The following is a 17,540-nucleotide window of genomic DNA, read 5'->3' on the forward strand; positions in this document are numbered from 1 at the left end:
TTTTTCTTCATAAATAATGGTATTTTTGCCAAAATTTAATGCGGATGAGTGCTATAGTGGCCATTGTGGGAAGACCCAATGTTGGTAAGTCCACCTTTTTCAATAGACTAATACAACGTCGCGAAGCAATCGTGGACGCTGTTAGTGGGGTCACCCGCGACCGTCATTATGGAAAAAGTGACTGGAATGGAAAGGAATTTTCCCTAATCGATACTGGAGGATATGTGGTTGGAAGTGACGATGTCTTCGAAAAGGAAATCGACAAACAAGTGGAGCTTGCGATTGACGAAGCGGATGCAATTATCTTCATGGTCGATGTGGAATCTGGGGTCACCGGAATGGACGAAGATGTGGCCAAATTGCTTAGGAAAGTAAACAAACCCGTCTTTTTGGCGGTAAACAAAGTGGATAACGTCCAGCGACAAGCCGATGCCGTGGAGTTTTATGCTTTGGGACTTGGGAACTATTACTCCCTTTCAAGCATTAATGGAAGTGGAACGGGAGACCTTTTGGACGCCGTTGTAAAAGAACTGCCCGATATCGAAGAGGAGGAAAGCGAACTTCCAAGATTTGCCGTTGTGGGAAGACCCAACGCCGGTAAATCATCTTTTATAAATGCCCTTATCGGGGAAGAACGTTATATCGTAACCGACATAGCTGGGACCACCCGGGATAGTATCGATACCAAATACAATCGATTTGGTTTCGAATTCAATTTGGTGGATACGGCGGGTATCCGAAGAAAGGCCAAGGTAAAGGAAGATTTGGAGTTCTATTCGGTGATGAGGTCCGTAAGGGCCATTGAACATGCCGATGTCTGCATTTTGTTACTGGATGCTACCCGTGGATTTGATGGGCAGGTGCAGAACATTTTCTGGTTGGCCCAACGCAACAACAAAGGCATCGTGATTCTTGTCAATAAATGGGATTTGGTAGAGAAAGAGACCAATTCCGTTCGCGATTTCACCGCAAAAATCAAAAAGGCCATTGAGCCATTCGATGATGTGCCTATCCTGTTTATTTCGGTGCTGACTAAACAGCGGATTTTCAAAGCAATTGAAACGGCAGTGGATGTGTTTAAGAACCGTTCAAAAAAAGTTCCTACCAGAAAGTTGAACGATATCATGCTGCCCATCATTGAGCATACCCCACCACCAGCCTATAAGGGGAAGTATGTGAAAATCAAGTTTTGCACCCAATTGCCAACGCCCTACCCCCAATTTGCCTTTTTCTGTAATTTACCGCAGTATGTGCGGGATCCCTACAAACGATTTTTGGAAAATAAGCTTAGGGAGAATTTTGATTTTAGCGGAGTACCCATCACCATCTTTATGCGAAAGAAATAGGGGATTCTAGTTTTCCGAAGCAATCTTGACCTTGACATTCTGCTGAATGCGGTTTCCTGTGTGGTCCACAGCGGTTAGTAAATAGCTACCTTCACCAAGTGGCAGGACTATTTCATGAAAATCCGATGTTGAACTAACATAAGTCTCGTCCAAGTACCAATGGACGGTACTGTCCTTTTGTTGGTGCGCCAATTTAAAAATAACTTCTTGGGCAATGGAACCAAAATCTTTCGGGAGCAGGATTTCTTCATTGCTTCTTGGATGGATAAACTCCATTTTAGCCAGTTCCCCACCCTGGCAACCCTCCAAATACGGGGGAAGTGGTTCGTAATTGGGGTTGGTATTGGCATAGAAGTATTCCACAATGGGAGGTAGCTTAAACCAATTTTTGGGTACAATGTCTTTCAAAGGGTAGCAACTGGAATTTACCCTGTAAGTGGCGTTAGCGTCCAAGAAAATGCGCTGATGGTAAGGGCAAACAGCAGTTCTTTCCCCCTGTTCAGGAAGAAGCGTTTCTTCAACCTCGCTGCAATACACGGAAGCGACAAACCCACTATCCTTGCACGTTTCAAGTGCGGCAAGGTCGTCGTAGGGTTCAAGGAACCAACCGCTTGGTGGAAGTTGACCCAAAACTTCGAAAAACAGGGGTGCGGCGGCTGTAATTCCAGTTAATCCCGGTCTACCTTCCCCATCGGCGTTGCCCACCCATACACCAATGGCGTATTTTGGTGTAACCCCAACTGCCCAGGCGTCCTTAAACCCAAAGCTGGTTCCTGTTTTCCAGGCAATGGGCTGTGAGGAATCAAAAAACTCCCAGTTTTCATCCCCATTCGGGCGGTTTACATCCCTTAGGGATTTAAAAGTGTGGTAAACGGCCCCAGCATTGAATAAGGGGGCTTCGAATTGACTTTCTCCAAAATCGATATTTTCATTTGTAGCATAACGGGCTTCTGTAAATTCATAAGGTCTATAGGTACTGGAATTGGACACATAATGGTTGAGGGTGGATGCTGTAGCAGCGTAGGCGTTGGTTACTTGCCATAGCGAACTTTCAGCACCTCCAAGAATAAGGGGCAGACCATAATGTTCTGCAGGTTTTGTCAATGATTGCAGTCCCATTTTTTGAAGCTTGTTGTAAAACTTTTGCAGCCCAAATTGTTGAAGTAAGCGAACAGCGGGTACGTTTAAGGAACGACTTAGGGCCAGACTTGCTGGTACTGCACCACTATGTTTTTTGTTGAAATTCTCGGGATGATAACCGTTGATGACCGTGGGAACATCTTTCACCAGACTATGGGGCAAAAGGTCGCCCTCGTGTAACATGGAGGTAAATAAAAAGGGTTTAAGCGTACTCCCTGTACTTCTATTCTTTGTTATGATGTCTACAGAATTACCGTGTTCCACACTAGTGGGGGCATTGCCCACATAGGCCAGTACCTTTCGGGTTTCCACATCCAAAACCAAAACGGCTAGATTATGGATTTCGTTGCCTTTCAATCTTTGGGAATGCTGCCTCGCCAATCGGTTTACCTGAATTTGCAAATGCCGATCTAAGGAAGTTTGAACATGGGTTCCAGGATGTTCCATTTTTATCCGTTCGGTTAAATGGGGAGCAATGTTGGGTAGCGGCAAAGGTTTTTGTGGCAAGGGCTCTGCAATAGCCAGTTCGTATGTGGTTTCGTCAATGATTTCCCTGGAATACAACTTTTTCAGCAATCTGTTGCGTTTGGCCCGCAGGGCTCCCTCATTTTTACCTGGAAAAATCAAGGAAGGTGCATTTGGCAACACAGCCAAAGAAGCCGACTGTCCCCAACTCAACTCATGGGCTGGGATTCCAAAATATCGCCATGAAGCGGTTTCCAATCCAACCACATTTCCTCCATAGGGGGTATGGCTGGCGTAAAGCGTAAGAATTTCTTTTTTGGAGTACTTAAACTCCAAACGAGTGGCCATAAAAAGTTCAATTCCCTTTTCCCAATAGGTCCGTTTTTTATTTTTTCTGCTCAATCGAACCAACTGTTGTGTAATGGTACTTCCGCCGCGCCTACTTTTTTTGGTGAGGTTATGTTTAATGGCCTTAAGAATGGAAACGGGATTAAAACCAGGGTGTTTGTAGAAATGTTCATCCTCAAACAGAAGGACACATTGCTCGTACCGTGTGGGAATTGAGTCCATTTCCGGAAAGCGGTATTGACCATCTTCCGCCACCCTTGCCCCAATCAAAACATGATCGGCGCTGCTTACCACAGTAGATACTGGGTCCTTAAAAAGATGTTTGGGCAAGCAAAACATCCAAAGAAGAACTATTGCCAAAAACGCAATAAGCCTAAACTTATACTTAAGCACAATTCTCATCACTATGGAATCCCTGTTTTCCATCAAATTTGCACTACTGAATTACCTTTATCCATTGGCCTTTGTTTCGAGCCAAATAATTATTGTCGTACATGGCTTCGGCCTGGGCACCGGGTAAATAGTAATCCCCAAGGAAGGATGCATTGAGTTTAACCGTAAAGGTTTTTCCCTTTTTGGACCCCAGGTCAAAATAGAAATGGGTACGGTCGTCTCTGGTATCCACATAATCGGCATTTCCCATGTTTTCATTGTTTCCAACGGCATAGGAAGTGTCCACGATCTCCCAACCACTAGGAACAATTTGTGTCAGGGCTACATTGTCTATAGCATCATTGGAGGCATTGAATACACGAATTTGCGCCCGTAGCTCCGTCCCTTGTCGCAATTGGGCTATATCCAAAGAACTTCCCGAAGCGTCCTGGTAGCTTACGGACAACGTAAGGTTTTTTTGCTGTTCCAACTCCTTACCAACTGGAAGTTTACCACTTTGAACAAGGGTTGCATAAATAACATTTCCCTGTTCGTTTTTGACATGTATTTCATCCTGTAAGGCCGATATGGGCAAACTTCTTTGTGCGATGGCCTTATCTGACCTTACCTGAATTTCTTTTCCATTGTGGGTATAGGTTAGCTGTATGGACTTACCTCCATTTTTAGCGACCATTTTGGAAAGGGATAACAGCGCAAAAGCTGTTTCCTGGGTGCTATACCACCTTTGGGAAGATAGGTTTTTACCCAAGGATTCCGCCAATCCGCGTTGTTGGGTATCGCCGAGGATTACCATGGTCTCCAAGGCCATTGCCCTATTCCGAAAAACGGAACCGTATGTACGATAATCATAGGTGTTGGAGGTAAAATTGATATTGGCGCTTTGCGCAAGTTCCTTGGCCACCCCATGTTTGCCCGAAAGGGCATAGGCCGCAGCCAAACGCCATTTAGCCTCGTTACTGAGATTGTTGGATTCCCGCAATCGGTTCATCGCTGCAAGTTCTGGTTGTTGGGCCAAAGCCAGGGTATAAAGGCGGTATGCTTGCCCAATGTCATTGTTGTACCGGGTTTGTTGATTGCTCCATCGCTGGGCCGTGTTCTTTTGATATCGTAACCAGTTGCTCAAAAAAGTAAGTGGCAATTGATACCCTTTCTTTTTGGCCTCCAACATAAAATGTCCGGCATAGGATGTTCCCCAATCGTTGGCACTTCCGTATCCGGCCCAATAGCTTAATCCTCCACTGGGCAATTGAAAGTCGTTAAGGCGCTTAATGGCAGCCTTGATGTTTTTTTCAGCTTCTTTTTTACGGTCAAAAGTGATGTCGAGTACTTCGTCCAAAAACAGTTGTGGAAATGCCGCAGAAGTAGTTTGTTCCACACACCCATGCGGGTATCGGAGCAAATATTCAATCCGTCCGGAAAAATCCATGGGCGGTAGGGTCGAAAATTCTATAGCGGCTGTATTCGTTCCAGAAGTACCGAAAGTTTCCAGCGAAATGGATTTTGTTTGATTCGCTTCTACTGTGTACAAGGAGTTTTTAGTGGTAATGGGATTGGGATTTTCCACATCGATTTCCGTTTCACTATAGGCTGTTTCGCCAGCACCTATTACATCAACCCTTATCTGTTGGTAAGCACTGGAAGGGTTCACTTTGAATTCAAAATTTACAATTTGCTCCCCAACATCGGAAAAGGCAATGTTCTTAGTGGTACCCCCCAAGGGTTCCAAGGCTTTTCCCGCTTCAATGGCCACTTTCACGTTTTTGATTTTCTTTTCCATGGCAAAAACAGTAACGGGAATGGTCACTTTTTCTCCTGGGGATAGTTTTCTTGGGATAGAGGTCAGAACCATCAGCGGTTTACGCACTGGGGTTGTTGCTTCGGCGTTCCCATAAGCACCCTTTTTATTGCCCGCTACCAACATAGTTCGCACGGAACCGACATAGTTGGACATATTTAAGCTATGTTCTACTTTCTCCCCTGCTGCTAGTTCAAAAGGTCCAAGATATTGCACAACAGGTTTGAATCGTTGGGCTTTCCGATTTTTGGCACCTTCGCCAATGGCCCCGCCCCCAATGGCATATATGTTGTCAACACTCACGGAATAAGCCCCCATCACATCGTCAAAAATGTCGAAGGTTTTAACCCCCAAGGCTTGTCTGGCGTAAAATGCGCTATGGATATCTGGTGTTTTAAACCGTGTAAGGTCCAATAGCCCTTCGTCCACAACAGCTACGGAATACGTCATGGGTTTACCACTCGCTTCAGAAACACTAATGGTATAGTCTTTTTCCGGTTGCAGCACCTCGGGTAGTCGGAGTTTGGGCTCCAAAAATGTAGCTGGATTTTCTACCAATAGGGGGACCACTCCATATAAACGAATTGGGAGGTCGTTGGCTACTTGACCATGTGGCTGTAGCAAAGAAATGTTTACGTAGACATTCGGTGCCATTTCCGAAGTAATGGGGATATTGACCTGCGTTTCTTGGGATGAGGTTTCAATCCATTGCTGTGATAAGACCTCTGACCCATTTTCGACGCTAACAAGGGCACGACCACCTTTATCCGAGGGAAAGGTCACGATAGCTTCTTCTCCCAAGCTGTATTTTTCCTTGTCGGCCGAAAACACCAAGATTTTGGAACTTTCACTGTCTCCCGAAGAAGGGGATCTCCACCAATTTCTATAGAAATAGGCGGTGCGGCCTGTTGCATGGCCCGATGCTTCATCCAATACCCGAATTAGAAATCGCCCTCCATCTTCATCTGGAATGTTGAGGTCGAAGTTTGCCTTGCCCATCGAATTTGTGGTAATGTTTAGCTCCTTATACGGTCTATGTACGGTGGCATTTTCATAACGGGATAGATTGTCTCGACCCCGGTTCCACCACCATCTCCATTCAATTTTGAATACCTGTACTTTCAATTTCCGATTGCTGGAATTTTCTCCCTGACTGTTTACACTCACCACTTCAAAAGTGTTATTGTCATCTGTTAGAAAAGAGCCGTACCGCTTCGCTTTTGGCGAACGAAGTCCCGCAAAATGGGAAAAGGGAGCCAATTTTTTGGTAAATACATCAATAGAAAAGTCCCCGCCGTTTTCAAAAACTTTGGTGGTAAAAACGGCCTGGAGCATTCCGGGTGCTTTTTTGCTGGCCCTTATTTCTTCGTCAATTTCCAAAACACCATTGGCATTCAATGTGGTGTTCACAAATTGAAGTTCGGTTGCATCAAAATTTCGAACAGGATCTTGGAAAACGTATCCCTCCCAATCTGGAAAAGGATTGTTGGCTGTCTGAAGTTTTGTGTTGATATCGATTTTTAAATTTCGGGCAGGGGCACCGTGGAGCCACTGCACTTTTACCTCTCCCTTGTTGGTTTCATTGGCCTTTAATATCTCGTTTTCAAATTGGAAATCCACTTTTAGCCGGTTGGGTTTTATGGCAGCTACCTTAAGGTCCTTGTGGAATTGGGCCCCTCCTACAATAATCTTTGTGTTCCAACTTCCGGTGGGAGCATTTGCCTTGGTTGGTATTGGAAAATAATAGAATTTACCCTCCCTGTTGGCAAAAAGTCCATTTTGAATTGGAACTGCATTATCCTTCAATACAGTTCGCTGTACCAATTTGCCTCGTGAGTCACTCACTTCTAAGATTACTGGGTGGTTTTCGGGTAAGGGATTGTTGCGGTCATCCAAAACGAAGGTCAAATGGGCTGTGTCCCCTGGTCGATATACACCTCTTTCCGTATAAACAAACCCCTGCAATCCACTTTGCAGTTCTTGTCCCGATACGTCAAATTTGCTTAAGGAAAGCGCATTTCCATCGCCCAACTTGGCGTAGGCAAAATGATCGTTTTTTTCGGCTACGGCAAAAGCAAGGCTTTTGTCCGAATCAAAAATTCCTAAACCGGTGGCGTCGGTCAAGACTTCGCCCATCAACTGTTGTTGGAAATTGTACAATCTAATTTTTGTATTGGATTCAGGTTTGGTCGACAAGAGATTGGTAGTGGCAAAATGATAGGTTTTGTTGTTGCCTTTTTTTACGATCAACCCTAGGTCACTTCCCAATAAATGGGTGTGCGCAATTCGGTCATAATTATAATAGGCTTGATGGCAAGGATTGTCCTGTTCTTCCCAATTGTAATCCACATTTCTCCAATAGTAGATTTCGTTGTCCCAATAGCGTTCTTCCTGGGTTTCTGATTCCAAATCGGTAGTTCCTGAACCATCAATTTCGTAAGTTTCATCAGTTTCCCCACAATTATAGGTAGTGTGCTCTTTCTTAAAGCTAAATTCAACACGGTAGAGGGAACCCGGGCTTATTTGGACGATCTCTGAAAGGTCAAGTGCATGGGCCTTCCAATAGCTATTGTTTTGTTCCTTGTTCTTTAGCAGGGGTAGCACCTTAAAAGCAACCCTGCGCCCAACCGGTCGTAAATCTGAACGGTATTGCGGGCTTAGGTCGTTGTTTTGTAAATATTGGAGCATATTGTCTTGGTACACCTGAATAACGCGTACCTCCACGGCCGAAAGATTGACGGTCTCAAAATATATTGGGGTCGCTGTCGCGTTCGGTAAAATTGTACCCTTGGAAATCAATCGGACATTGGGTTTGAGCTGTTCAAAGGATACGTACTCCGAAAATTGTTTTTTTAAGCTGTAGCCATAAACACTCTTTATGCCTTCAAAAACCTGTACCTGTGCTTCGCCAACAATTTTATTGGACGGATATACCCGGAGAACGTTCCCGTCTGTTTCAAATCGCAAACTTTCGGCTCCTTCAATGGTCACTAGACCATTAAGGTTTTGATTTTCCTGTAAAGGCTCTGAAAAATTTAAGCTAAGGGCGGCGTTGGTACCTGTTGAGGTCTTGGCATCCATAACCACAAACTTGTTCAAGCCTGGAATGGTATAGCTTTCCGTTCCCTTATTATCTACCCCTAGGGCGGAACCGTTCCATGATATAACCAATTCCGAATCATCGACTTGACGTGCTACGCTATCAATTTTAAAATTGTAATAGCTGGCATCTTCCGTTGTGTTTTCCCATTGGATGGACATTTTTCCTGTTCCTTGGGAAGCGGAAAGGACAGATCTTATTTTTGAAGCTGGTAGTACATCGGAAGCTTCCAATGTTCCGGTGAGATACTGCCAGTCTTTGCTGTAAGACTGAAGATTATCCAGATTGATCTTGAAATTGGGGGTCAGGGTCTTGAATCCAAAGGTGAAGGTTTCGTAGTCCTTGTCGATATTTTCAAACAGCTTGTGTAAATGCAGTGTTAGGGTGTACTCGGTATCTGGTTTTAGTCGTTCATTTGGTTGGAAAACCAGTTCGGTGCCATTTTCGATGGCCAATTTCCCATCCACTTTTGGTGAAATTTTCAGGTATTCCAAGGGCAGTTCCTGGGTTAATTCATATTGATCCAATTGCTGGGAAAGAGCTATGCGGATAGGAGAGGAAACACTCTGGTGTCCATGGGTATGGTAACTTATATAATCCTTGAATTTGAAGAGGTTGTCCAGACTGTCCGGATCTGCCTTCTTTTTGCAGGAAATTGTGGTAATTAGTAAAAAGGCTGAAAAAAAACGAAGGAAACGTACCATCTTGAAAAGGAAATTAATTCAACAATTATTTTGCCAGAGACAAGATAGCCTAAATTCGATGAGAGAGGGGGCGTGATCTTATGAAGAGCACATTATGATTTACGGATGGCCCGTTTGAATGGATGGAACCTTATGAAATATTTATGATTTTGCCCATTTCAAATGCCTCTTAAAAGCAATATCTTCAAGCTTCATAACAACTTAAAAACGAACATCATGCGCAATCTTTTGCTATTATTTTTTTCCGTTGGGTTTTTCTTCAGCGCAAACGCCCAATCTGACTATGAACTGGTGGAACAAACTTTGAATTATTATATGGAAGGGGGCTCCAATAGGGATTTCAATACCCTAAAAAAGGCTTTCCATGAAACCGCAACCATGAAATACATCACCGACGTGGGCTATAAGGAGGTAAATGCCCTGGAATTCTTTAGTAAAATGAAAACAGGAGACCGGGTAAATAGGAAAAACAGGATAGCAGAAATTACCATATCGGGCCATGCGGCCAATGCCAGATTGGAACTGGAATATCCCGATTTCACCTTTGTTGATTTCATGAATCTGCTCAAGATAGATGGAGAGTGGAAGATCGTGAACAAGATTTTTTACAAACGCGTTGACTAACTCCTAATCCAAACAACTTTTTAACAATGATAAGAACTGCATTGACCATGGCGGTAATGGTAGTATTTGCCGCATGTAAACAAACGGAAACCCCTGTTGTCGAACCTGAAATAGTGGATGAAATCACCAAAGAGGAGGCCCTTGACTTGCTTCATACCTGGACCAACGCCTATTTAAAGGGCGACGCGGGTCCACTTATTGAAGTGTTGGATGATAGTTGGGTGTATTCCGGTTCCGGTGACGGGAGTACTTCAAACAAAATAGCGACAATTGATGAATTTAGTACCGCTGACTACTCCTTTGATGAAATCAAGTATCACGACTTGGACGTACAGCTTTATGGGGATGTTGCCGTGGTTCGGGGCTGGGAAAAAATGGTGATTTTGGGCAGCGATAAACAGGACACCACCATTTTGAAATTGAGGTTTACTGATGTTTATCAGAAAAAAGAAGGCAAGGTAAGAGCCATTGCCACCCATAGCTCCCCAATGGAGTAATATTAGGCTTTTGGTGGATGTGCCGGTTTGCATTCACCTTGGTATCCCCAATTTAAGCTTGGCAAGGTGTAACCCTTAAAGATTCACGGTTGCAATACCGTCGGTCAGGGGAACCTCTACATTAATGTCATTTATTCTAATCTCCGAAAGTACGGGAATTGGTAAACAGCATTCCGTTGCTTGTGAAAACTCAAAAGTGGCATTTACGGTGAAGGAGTGTTCATCACTTAGCCTGATAAAATAATTGTATGTGCCGTCACCCCAATCTGGGTCTTGAAGCAAAAGGATTGGACTCGAAATTGACTCCAAGGAGAACAAGGTGTTCTCATCGTCTACGGTAACATCGTTAAAGCTATAGGTGCCATTATCAAACACGTTGCTGCCATTTAGGCGAATATCAAAAGCCAAAACGCTCGATCGTGGACATAATGTGGAGCAGTCTTCATCATCAGTATTCAAACACGACAGGATAAGAAGTGTGGGTACAAGGAGAAAAAGTTGTTTAAGTGTCATGAGGTATTTTTTAGTTAGATAAAAGCTATCAAAAAAAGTTGCGTTGTGCAAGGTCATCTACAAATAGGGTGGAATCGCTTTGGATTTTGTCTACCATCCCCCAGAAGCGCCCCCGCCACCAAATCCGCCTCCTCCGAAGCCCCCACCAAAGCCTCCGGAACCAAATCCGCCACCTCCAAAACCTCCGGAGGATCCCGAACTACGTCCCATATTGCTCAAAATGATCATGTCCCACAGGTCTGGACCGCGGTTTCTTCCACCGCCTCGGCCGCCTCTATTGTTTCTACCTTTTCGGAACAGAATGATCAAAACAATAAGAAAGATGATCAGGGGCAAGAATTTCTCCAAGGGAAAGCCCTCGTTGTTCCCAAAGGTTCTGTCTTCCTCAAATTCGCCATTGAGTACCTGAAAAATTGCATCGGAACCTTTGTCAAGCCCGCTGTAGTAATCCCCTTTTTTAAATTCTGGGATAATGACGTATTCAATGATACGTTTCGACATAAAATCGGTAAGGGAACCTTCTGTTCCATAGCCTGTGCTGATGGCTATTCGCCGGTCATCCCTAGCGAGTAAGATCAAGATTCCATTGTCTTCATCGGCCTGTCCTATCCCCCATTTGTGCCCCCATTGTGCGCCGAGGTAATTGATATCCTCCCCCTGCGTTGAACTAATAATGGCCACCACAATTTGTGTGGAAGTACTGTCGGAATATCGGATGAGCTTTTGCTCCAAAGCTTTGCTTTGGCTGCTGGGAAGCAAGTTTACATAATCGTAGACACTCGTCTGTACCTTCGGTTTTTCGGGTATGGTAAATTGCCCCCAACAAAGGGAGATACATAAAAATGCAAGAAGAAAACTACCCTTTGGAAATGGCATCGCTCAATTCGTTGGTATCCGTTTGGTCCCAAGGAAAGTGGGCACGTAATTCTTTTCCGGCCCGCAATACCCCTTCAACAATTCCTTGTTTATAGTTCCCGTTTTGAAAATGGGAGGAAATCACCTCTTTTGTAGATTCCCAAAAACCTTTGGGAACGGCACGGTCGATTCCCGTATCGCCGTAAATGACGAATTTTTTATCCTCTACGGCCACATAGATAAGTACTCCGTTTTCCTCCTTGGTATTATCCATTTTAAGGAAATGGAACAGCTGTTGTGCCCTGCTAAAATGATCCATTTTTGCAGTGGACTCAATATGTACCCGTATTTCTCCAGATGTATTTTTTTCCGCTTCAAGAATGGCGGCAACAATGTCCTGTTCTTCCTCAAACGTTAGAAAATCTTCTACTTTGGACATGCTTAATTAAATTCGAAGTTGACATCGGGGGCATTCTCGGTGCCTGGATTGGAACTGAATAGCGCTATAGCATCAAAATTGGCAAGATTTGCTATAATATTGGTTGGAATTTTTTCAATCTTGATGTTGTAATCTCCAGCCAATTCGTTGAATCGGTTCCGTTCTACATTGATTCTATTTTCGGTTCCCTCCAATTGCGATTGCAGTTCCAAAAAGTTTTGGCTTGCCTTTAAATCTGGATAGCGTTCCACGGTGACCAACAATCTGGAAAGTGCAGAGGATAATCCGGTCTGTGCTTCTTGGAAAGCAGCCAATTGTCCTGGTGTAATATTATTGGCATCTATAGTGGTCGAAGTCGCTTTTGCGCGTGCATCGATTACATCTTTTAACGTTCCACGTTCAAAATCTGCCGCCCCTTGCACGGTCTTGACCAAGTTGCCTATCAGGTCGCTTCTTCTTTGATACGAACTTTCCACGTTGGCCCATTGCTTTGTGGCCTGACCTTTCATGTCAACTAGGGTGTTATTGGTGTTTACGTACCAGCTTCCCAGTATCACAGCAAGGGCAATTAATACAATGATGGCAAGAATACCTTTTTTCATGTTCCCGGTTTTAGTGTTTATGTTTATAGTTGTTCTTTGATCTTAAGCAGTTCGGCCTTTACTTTTTGTAGTTTCTGAATGACCTCAAAGTTGGAAAGAGTTTTTTGTTTGTCCTCTTTCAGATGGATTTTGGCACCCTCTAAGGTAAACCCCCGTTCCTTTACCAAATGATAGATTAGCTGTAGATTTTTAATGTCCTGGGGGGTAAACTTGCGATTGCCTTTGGCATTTTTCTTGGGTTGCAGTACATCAAACTCCTTTTCCCAAAAACGAATCAAAGAGGTGTTCACGCCAAATGCCTTGGCCACTTCGCCAATGCCATAATAACGTTTTTCGGGAAGATCTATGTGCATTAATCCAAGGATTGGTTCTCCTGATTGGCAAACTTGAGCATATTCTCAAACTCTTCCGCCGTTAAACTTCCGTAGTAGAAGTTAATGGGGTTAATGCGTTCCTTGTCCTTAAAGACTTCGTAATGTAAGTGTGGTGCCTCGGAGCGTCCAGTATTTCCAACAAATCCAATCAAGTCACCTCGTTTTACCTTTTGCTTCTTGGTTACATTGTACTTGCTCAAATGGGCATAAAGTGACATATAACCGTACCCATGATCTATACGGATGTGCTTTCCGTAACCAGATGAACGATTGTCCGCTCTAAGAACAGTGCCATCGCCAGTGGCATAAATGGGTGTTCCTCTTGGAGCGGTAAAATCCATGCCCCGGTGCATTTTACGAGCCTTGGTAAAAGGGTCCGAACGCCAACCATAACCCGATGCCATTCGTGTAAGGTCCTCATTGCGCACAGGCTGGATGGCTGGGATGGCAGCCAAAAGTTTTTCCTTCTCTTCCGCCAATTTGGCAATTTCATCCAACGATTTGGACTGGATTACCATCTGTTTTTGAATGATATCCAATTGCTTGGTGGCATTGATGACAATTTCCGAATTGTTAAACCCTTCCAGGGATTTGTATCGGTTAACCCCTCCAAAGCCGGCACGGCGTTGTTCTTCCGGGATGGGGTTGGCCTCAAAATACAAACGGTATATATTATTGTCCCGATCCTCGATATTGGCCAATACCTGCTCCATCTGCTCCATCTTTTTGGTCAAAATCTCAAATTGGAGCTCATAGTTGCGAACCTCTCGGTCCAATGAAAGTTCCTTTGGGGTGTTCAACCAGTTGGTATTTAGGAGTACAATAAGGCCTAAAAGCCCGAACAAAGCAGAACCCAGAAGGAAAAAGAAAAGATTACGGTATTTTTTGGACTTTTTCGGCTCAATCTTCCGATATGAAAGCGTATCCGGATCGTAATAGTACTTAACTTTAGACATGAAGGGATTTTATCCTATTTTTGCGCATTCTTTTTAAGGAGAACAAACAAATATAAAAATTGTTTTGCTTAAAGTGTTAAATTTAATAAAACCCTAGGATTTTCAATGACATCCCAAGAAGTCAGAGCGCAGTTTTTAAGTTTTTTTGAAGGCAAAAAACACAAGATCGTTCCCTCAGCACCCATGGTGATGAAAGACGACCCAACCCTGATGTTCACCAATGCGGGAATGAACCAGTTCAAGGAGTTTTTCCTAGGCAATTCTGTACCCAAATCCAAACGGGTGGCGGATACCCAAAAATGTCTTCGTGTAAGCGGAAAGCACAATGATCTCGATGAGGTGGGAAAGGATACCTATCACCACACCATGTTCGAGATGTTGGGCAACTGGAGTTTTGGGGATTACTTTAAGAAAGAAGCCATTCAGTGGGCTTGGGAGCTACTTACCAAGGCCTATGGTATTGATAAAGACAGCCTTTACGTATCTGTTTTTGAAGGCAGTGATGATGCTGATAATTTGGAAATGGACAAAGAGGCTTTTGCTCTCTGGAAGGAAATCGTTCCTGAAGACCGAATCATCATGGGAAACAAAAAGGACAACTTTTGGGAAATGGGCGACCAAGGTCCCTGTGGTCCTTGTTCGGAAATCCATGTGGATATCCGAAGCAAAGAGGAAAAGGCAAAAGTTTCCGGCGCATCCTTGGTAAACAAAGACCATCCACAGGTAGTCGAAATTTGGAACTTGGTCTTTATGCAATATAACCGTAAGGCCAACGGACAGCTGGAAAGCCTTCCTGAAAAGCACGTGGATACGGGAATGGGTTTTGAACGACTTTGTATGGTCCTTCAAGGAGTGCAATCCAACTATGACACCGATGTGTTTACCCCCTTGATTCGGGAAATTGAGACCATAACAGGGAAGAAATATGGAAAGAACGAGGAATTGGACATTGCCATTCGCGTGGTGGCGGATCATATAAGGGCCGTGGCCTTTTCCATTGCAGATGGACAGTTGCCGAGCAATAATGGTGCAGGTTATGTCATCCGTAGGATTTTAAGACGTGCCATCCGCTATGGGTTTACCTTTTTGGGAACCAACAAGCCCTTTATCTACCGATTGGTAAAAGTGTTGGGCGAAACCATGGGAAAAGCCTTTCCGGAACTTAGGGAGCAATACCAGCTCATTGAAAATGTGGTAAAGGAGGAGGAAAGCTCCTTCCTGAGCACCTTGGAACAAGGATTAGTATTGTTGGATTCTGTTCTAAAATCCTCCAAGACAAAAACCATAGATGGACAAAAGGCCTTTGAACTGTACGATACTTTCGGATTTCCCATTGATTTGACCGCTTTGATCTTAGAGGAAAAAGGTTATATACTGGATTCCGAAGGGTTTGAAAAAGCGCTCAAGGAACAAAAAGACCGTTCCCGGGCGGCTTCCGAAGTGTCCAAAGAGGATTGGAAGGTGTTATTACATGATTCCGAACAGGAATTTATTGGATATGATAGTTTGGAGGCCGATGTTAAATTGGTCAAATACAGAAAGGTGACCAGTAAAAAGGGAGGAGATCAATATCAATTGGTCTTTAATTTGACCCCATTTTATGCTGAAGGAGGAGGACAAGTAGGAGATAAAGGATATTTAGAGGCTTCTAATGGGGATGTGATCTACATCATCGATACCAAAAGGGAAAACAACGAGATTGTCCATTTCGCCGAGAACCTTCCCAAGGATGTTTCGGGCACTTTTAAGGCTTCCGTGGACAAAAAGCAACGCTGGAGAACGGCAAGTAACCATACAGCAACGCATTTGTTGCACCAAGCACTGCGCGAGGTTCTGGGAACCCATGTGGAACAAAAAGGTTCAGCTGTACATTCCAAGTATTTACGTTTTGATTTCTCCCATTTTTCAAAGTTAAGTACCAAGGAACTCAGGGATGTGGAGAATTTCGTAAATGCGCGGATAGAAGGGCAATTGCCTTTGGAAGAAAGCAGAAACATTCCTTTGCAAGAAGCAATGAATCAAGGTGCCATGGCCTTGTTTGGGGAGAAGTACGGCGATACGGTACGAACCGTACGATTTGGACAATCCATTGAGCTGTGTGGGGGTACCCACGTGAAGAACACGGCGGATATCTGGCATTTTAAGATTGTTTCCGAAGGTGCAGTTGCAGCGGGAATCCGACGGATAGAAGCCATTACCTCCGATGCGGTCAAGGAATTCTATTTCAAGAACAACCGCATGCTTTTTGAGATTAAAGACCTACTCAATAATGTTCCCGACCCCGTAAAGGCCGTTGCAGGCCTCCAAGAAGAAAATGCAGGTCTAAAAAAGCAGATCGAGCAGCTTTTGAAGGATAAGGCGAAAGGACTTAAGAGTGAACTTATTTCCGAATTGAAGGATATCAATGGCATCCAATTTTTGGCCAAACAAGTGGAATTGGATGCGGCTGGAATCAAGGATTTGGCCTTTGAAATAGGCGGGCAAATCGATAATCTTTTCCTATTGTTGGGTGCAGAAAAAGATGGAAAAGCTTTGCTTTCCTGTTACATTTCGAAAGAATTGGCGTCCAACAAGGGATTAAATGCCGGAACCATCGTAAGGGAACTGGGGAAACACATACAAGGTGGAGGTGGGGGACAGCCCTTCTTCGCTACTGCGGGGGGCAAAAACCCTGCGGGCATCCCATCAGCTCTTGCCAACGCTCTGGACATAGTGAAAGCAACACCCTAAACATTGCGCTTCAAGCTAAAGCATATCAACTGGAAATACATTTTTGGAGAAATCCTTTTGCTGTTTGTTGGTATTAATTTGGCCATTTGGTTCAACGATTGGAATGCATCAAAATCTGTCCAAAGGGACAAAGAAATTGCCCTCACCAAAATCAAGGGTGAAATAGAGGCCAATTTGGTGCAGCTTGTTGAAAACCGCACTGAAAATCAAAAAATACCACGTTTTGTCCGTGAGTTGGACAGTTTAAAAAATGAGCAAGACCAATTGCTTCTTACACCGACTGATTGGCAAAGTTTTGTAGCAAAATACCCCAATTTTATTACGGCTATAGATTCAGTTGAAATGGGTGTTGGCATCTACAATTATATTGGCGATACCAGTTTGTACCTGGAGATTACGGATTTAAGCAGTATTGCATGGGAGATTTCCAAATCAACGGGAATTTTCCATGAATTTGGATATGATTGCCTCTACGACCTTCAGGGAATGTACTATACACAGGAACTGGTGCGGGAAGAAATGAAAAAGGCTACAGAGGCCATGGGGAACCGGTCTATTGAGGATTTGGTAAAGGTCCTCAAGATTATGGATCAATTGGAGGGGCAACTGGAAGGACAATATCGTGATATGATCCAGAGTATCGACAATTGCAAGTAAGG

General features: G+C 44.0%; 13 protein-coding genes. 5 read left to right on the forward strand and 8 right to left on the reverse strand.

All coding sequences use genetic code 11. The annotated features are described in order from the left end of the window. Positions 1-44 precede the first annotated feature (44 nt). On the forward strand, positions 45-1,346 hold the full coding sequence (gene der / locus M3P07_RS14935) for a ribosome biogenesis GTPase Der (RefSeq protein ID WP_249970730.1): 1,302 nt from the start codon (positions 45-47) through the stop codon (positions 1,344-1,346). Between the two features lie 6 nt (positions 1,347-1,352). Here der and pbpC read toward each other — a convergent pair whose 3' ends face one another. Continuing rightward, complete coding sequence (pbpC, locus tag M3P07_RS14940; protein WP_249970731.1) at positions 1,353-3,725, reverse strand: penicillin-binding protein 1C; 2,373 nt, start codon at positions 3,723-3,725, stop codon at positions 1,353-1,355. A gap of 10 nt (positions 3,726-3,735) precedes the next feature. After that, complete coding sequence (locus M3P07_RS14945) at positions 3,736-9,291, reverse strand: alpha-2-macroglobulin family protein (RefSeq protein ID WP_249970732.1); 5,556 nt, start codon at positions 9,289-9,291, stop codon at positions 3,736-3,738. A 216-nt stretch (positions 9,292-9,507) separates the two neighbouring features. Between M3P07_RS14945 and M3P07_RS14950 the strand changes: the two genes are divergently transcribed. Together M3P07_RS14950 and M3P07_RS14955 are read left to right on the forward strand one after the other, a co-directional pair. Next, positions 9,508-9,915 carry a nuclear transport factor 2 family protein gene (locus M3P07_RS14950; protein WP_249970733.1) on the forward strand — a complete coding sequence of 136 codons (408 nt, stop codon included), beginning with the start codon at positions 9,508-9,510 and terminating at the stop codon, positions 9,913-9,915. A gap of 26 nt (positions 9,916-9,941) precedes the next feature. Then, positions 9,942-10,412: a nuclear transport factor 2 family protein gene (locus tag M3P07_RS14955; RefSeq protein WP_249970734.1), complete on the forward strand. Its 471-nt coding sequence runs from the start codon at positions 9,942-9,944 to the stop codon at positions 10,410-10,412. 75 nt (positions 10,413-10,487) lie between these two features. On the opposite strand, the gene M3P07_RS14960 is transcribed toward M3P07_RS14955, so the two are convergent. The 6 genes from M3P07_RS14960 to M3P07_RS14985 all read right to left on the reverse strand — a co-directional run bounded on the left by M3P07_RS14960 (position 10,488) and on the right by M3P07_RS14985 (position 14,151). Beyond that, entirely contained in the window at positions 10,488-10,925 is a 438-nt protein-coding gene (locus tag M3P07_RS14960; RefSeq protein ID WP_249970735.1) for a hypothetical protein, read from the reverse strand. Between the two features lie 90 nt (positions 10,926-11,015). Continuing rightward, positions 11,016-11,801 carry a TPM domain-containing protein gene (locus tag M3P07_RS14965; protein ID WP_249970736.1) on the reverse strand — a complete coding sequence of 262 codons (786 nt, stop codon included), beginning with the start codon at positions 11,799-11,801 and terminating at the stop codon, positions 11,016-11,018. Further along, positions 11,782-12,219 (reverse strand): TPM domain-containing protein, encoded by a 438-nt coding sequence (locus M3P07_RS14970; RefSeq protein ID WP_249970737.1) that lies wholly within the window; start codon positions 12,217-12,219, stop codon positions 11,782-11,784. Before M3P07_RS14970 ends, M3P07_RS14965 begins: the two co-directional genes overlap by 20 nt. 2 nt (positions 12,220-12,221) lie before the next feature. Beyond that, entirely contained in the window at positions 12,222-12,821 is a 600-nt protein-coding gene (locus M3P07_RS14975) for a LemA family protein (RefSeq protein ID WP_249970738.1), read from the reverse strand. 23 nt (positions 12,822-12,844) lie between these two features. Further along, a complete protein-coding gene (locus tag M3P07_RS14980) occupies positions 12,845-13,174 on the reverse strand; it encodes a MerR family transcriptional regulator (protein ID WP_249970739.1) in 330 nt (109 codons plus the stop codon). Beyond that, positions 13,174-14,151 (reverse strand): M23 family metallopeptidase, encoded by a 978-nt coding sequence (locus M3P07_RS14985; RefSeq protein ID WP_249970740.1) that lies wholly within the window; start codon positions 14,149-14,151, stop codon positions 13,174-13,176. The genes M3P07_RS14980 and M3P07_RS14985 overlap by 1 nt, the downstream gene beginning before the upstream one ends. 105 nt (positions 14,152-14,256) lie before the next feature. Here M3P07_RS14985 and alaS point away from each other — a divergent pair, with 105 nt between their 5' ends. Together alaS and M3P07_RS14995 are read left to right on the forward strand one after the other, a co-directional pair. After that, a complete protein-coding gene (gene alaS, locus M3P07_RS14990) occupies positions 14,257-16,881 on the forward strand; it encodes an alanine--tRNA ligase (RefSeq protein ID WP_249970741.1) in 2,625 nt (874 codons plus the stop codon). Between the two features lie 3 nt (positions 16,882-16,884). After that, positions 16,885-17,538, forward strand: coding sequence for a hypothetical protein (locus tag M3P07_RS14995; protein WP_249970742.1), 654 nt, complete (start codon positions 16,885-16,887; stop codon positions 17,536-17,538). The last annotated feature ends 2 nt before the right edge of the window (positions 17,539-17,540 follow it).

Origin of the sequence: Flagellimonas myxillae, assembly GCF_023502235.1 — a bacterium.
GTDB lineage: Bacteria > Bacteroidota > Bacteroidia > Flavobacteriales > Flavobacteriaceae > Flagellimonas > Flagellimonas myxillae.

Bases quoted from the DNA above. Each gene is read 5' to 3' on its own strand.
- M3P07_RS14980 (WP_249970739.1), bottom strand. From the start codon at position 13,174: ATGCACATAGATCTTCCCGAAAAACGTTATTATGGCATTGGCGAAGTG.
- M3P07_RS14945 (WP_249970732.1), bottom strand. From the start codon at position 9,291: ATGGTACGTTTCCTTCGTTTTTTTTCAGCCTTTTTACTAATTACCACA.
- M3P07_RS14955 (WP_249970734.1), top strand. From the start codon at position 9,942: ATGATAAGAACTGCATTGACCATGGCGGTAATGGTAGTATTTGCCGCA.
- M3P07_RS14950 (WP_249970733.1), top strand. From the start codon at position 9,508: ATGCGCAATCTTTTGCTATTATTTTTTTCCGTTGGGTTTTTCTTCAGC.
- M3P07_RS14985 (WP_249970740.1), bottom strand. From the start codon at position 14,151: ATGTCTAAAGTTAAGTACTATTACGATCCGGATACGCTTTCATATCGG.
- M3P07_RS14965 (WP_249970736.1), bottom strand. From the start codon at position 11,801: ATGCCATTTCCAAAGGGTAGTTTTCTTCTTGCATTTTTATGTATCTCC.
- M3P07_RS14960 (WP_249970735.1), bottom strand. From the start codon at position 10,925: ATGACACTTAAACAACTTTTTCTCCTTGTACCCACACTTCTTATCCTG.
- M3P07_RS14970 (WP_249970737.1), bottom strand. From the start codon at position 12,219: ATGTCCAAAGTAGAAGATTTTCTAACGTTTGAGGAAGAACAGGACATT.
- der (WP_249970730.1), top strand. From the start codon at position 45: ATGAGTGCTATAGTGGCCATTGTGGGAAGACCCAATGTTGGTAAGTCC.
- alaS (WP_249970741.1), top strand. From the start codon at position 14,257: ATGACATCCCAAGAAGTCAGAGCGCAGTTTTTAAGTTTTTTTGAAGGC.
- M3P07_RS14975 (WP_249970738.1), bottom strand. From the start codon at position 12,821: ATGAAAAAAGGTATTCTTGCCATCATTGTATTAATTGCCCTTGCTGTG.
- pbpC (WP_249970731.1), bottom strand. From the start codon at position 3,725: ATGGAAAACAGGGATTCCATAGTGATGAGAATTGTGCTTAAGTATAAG.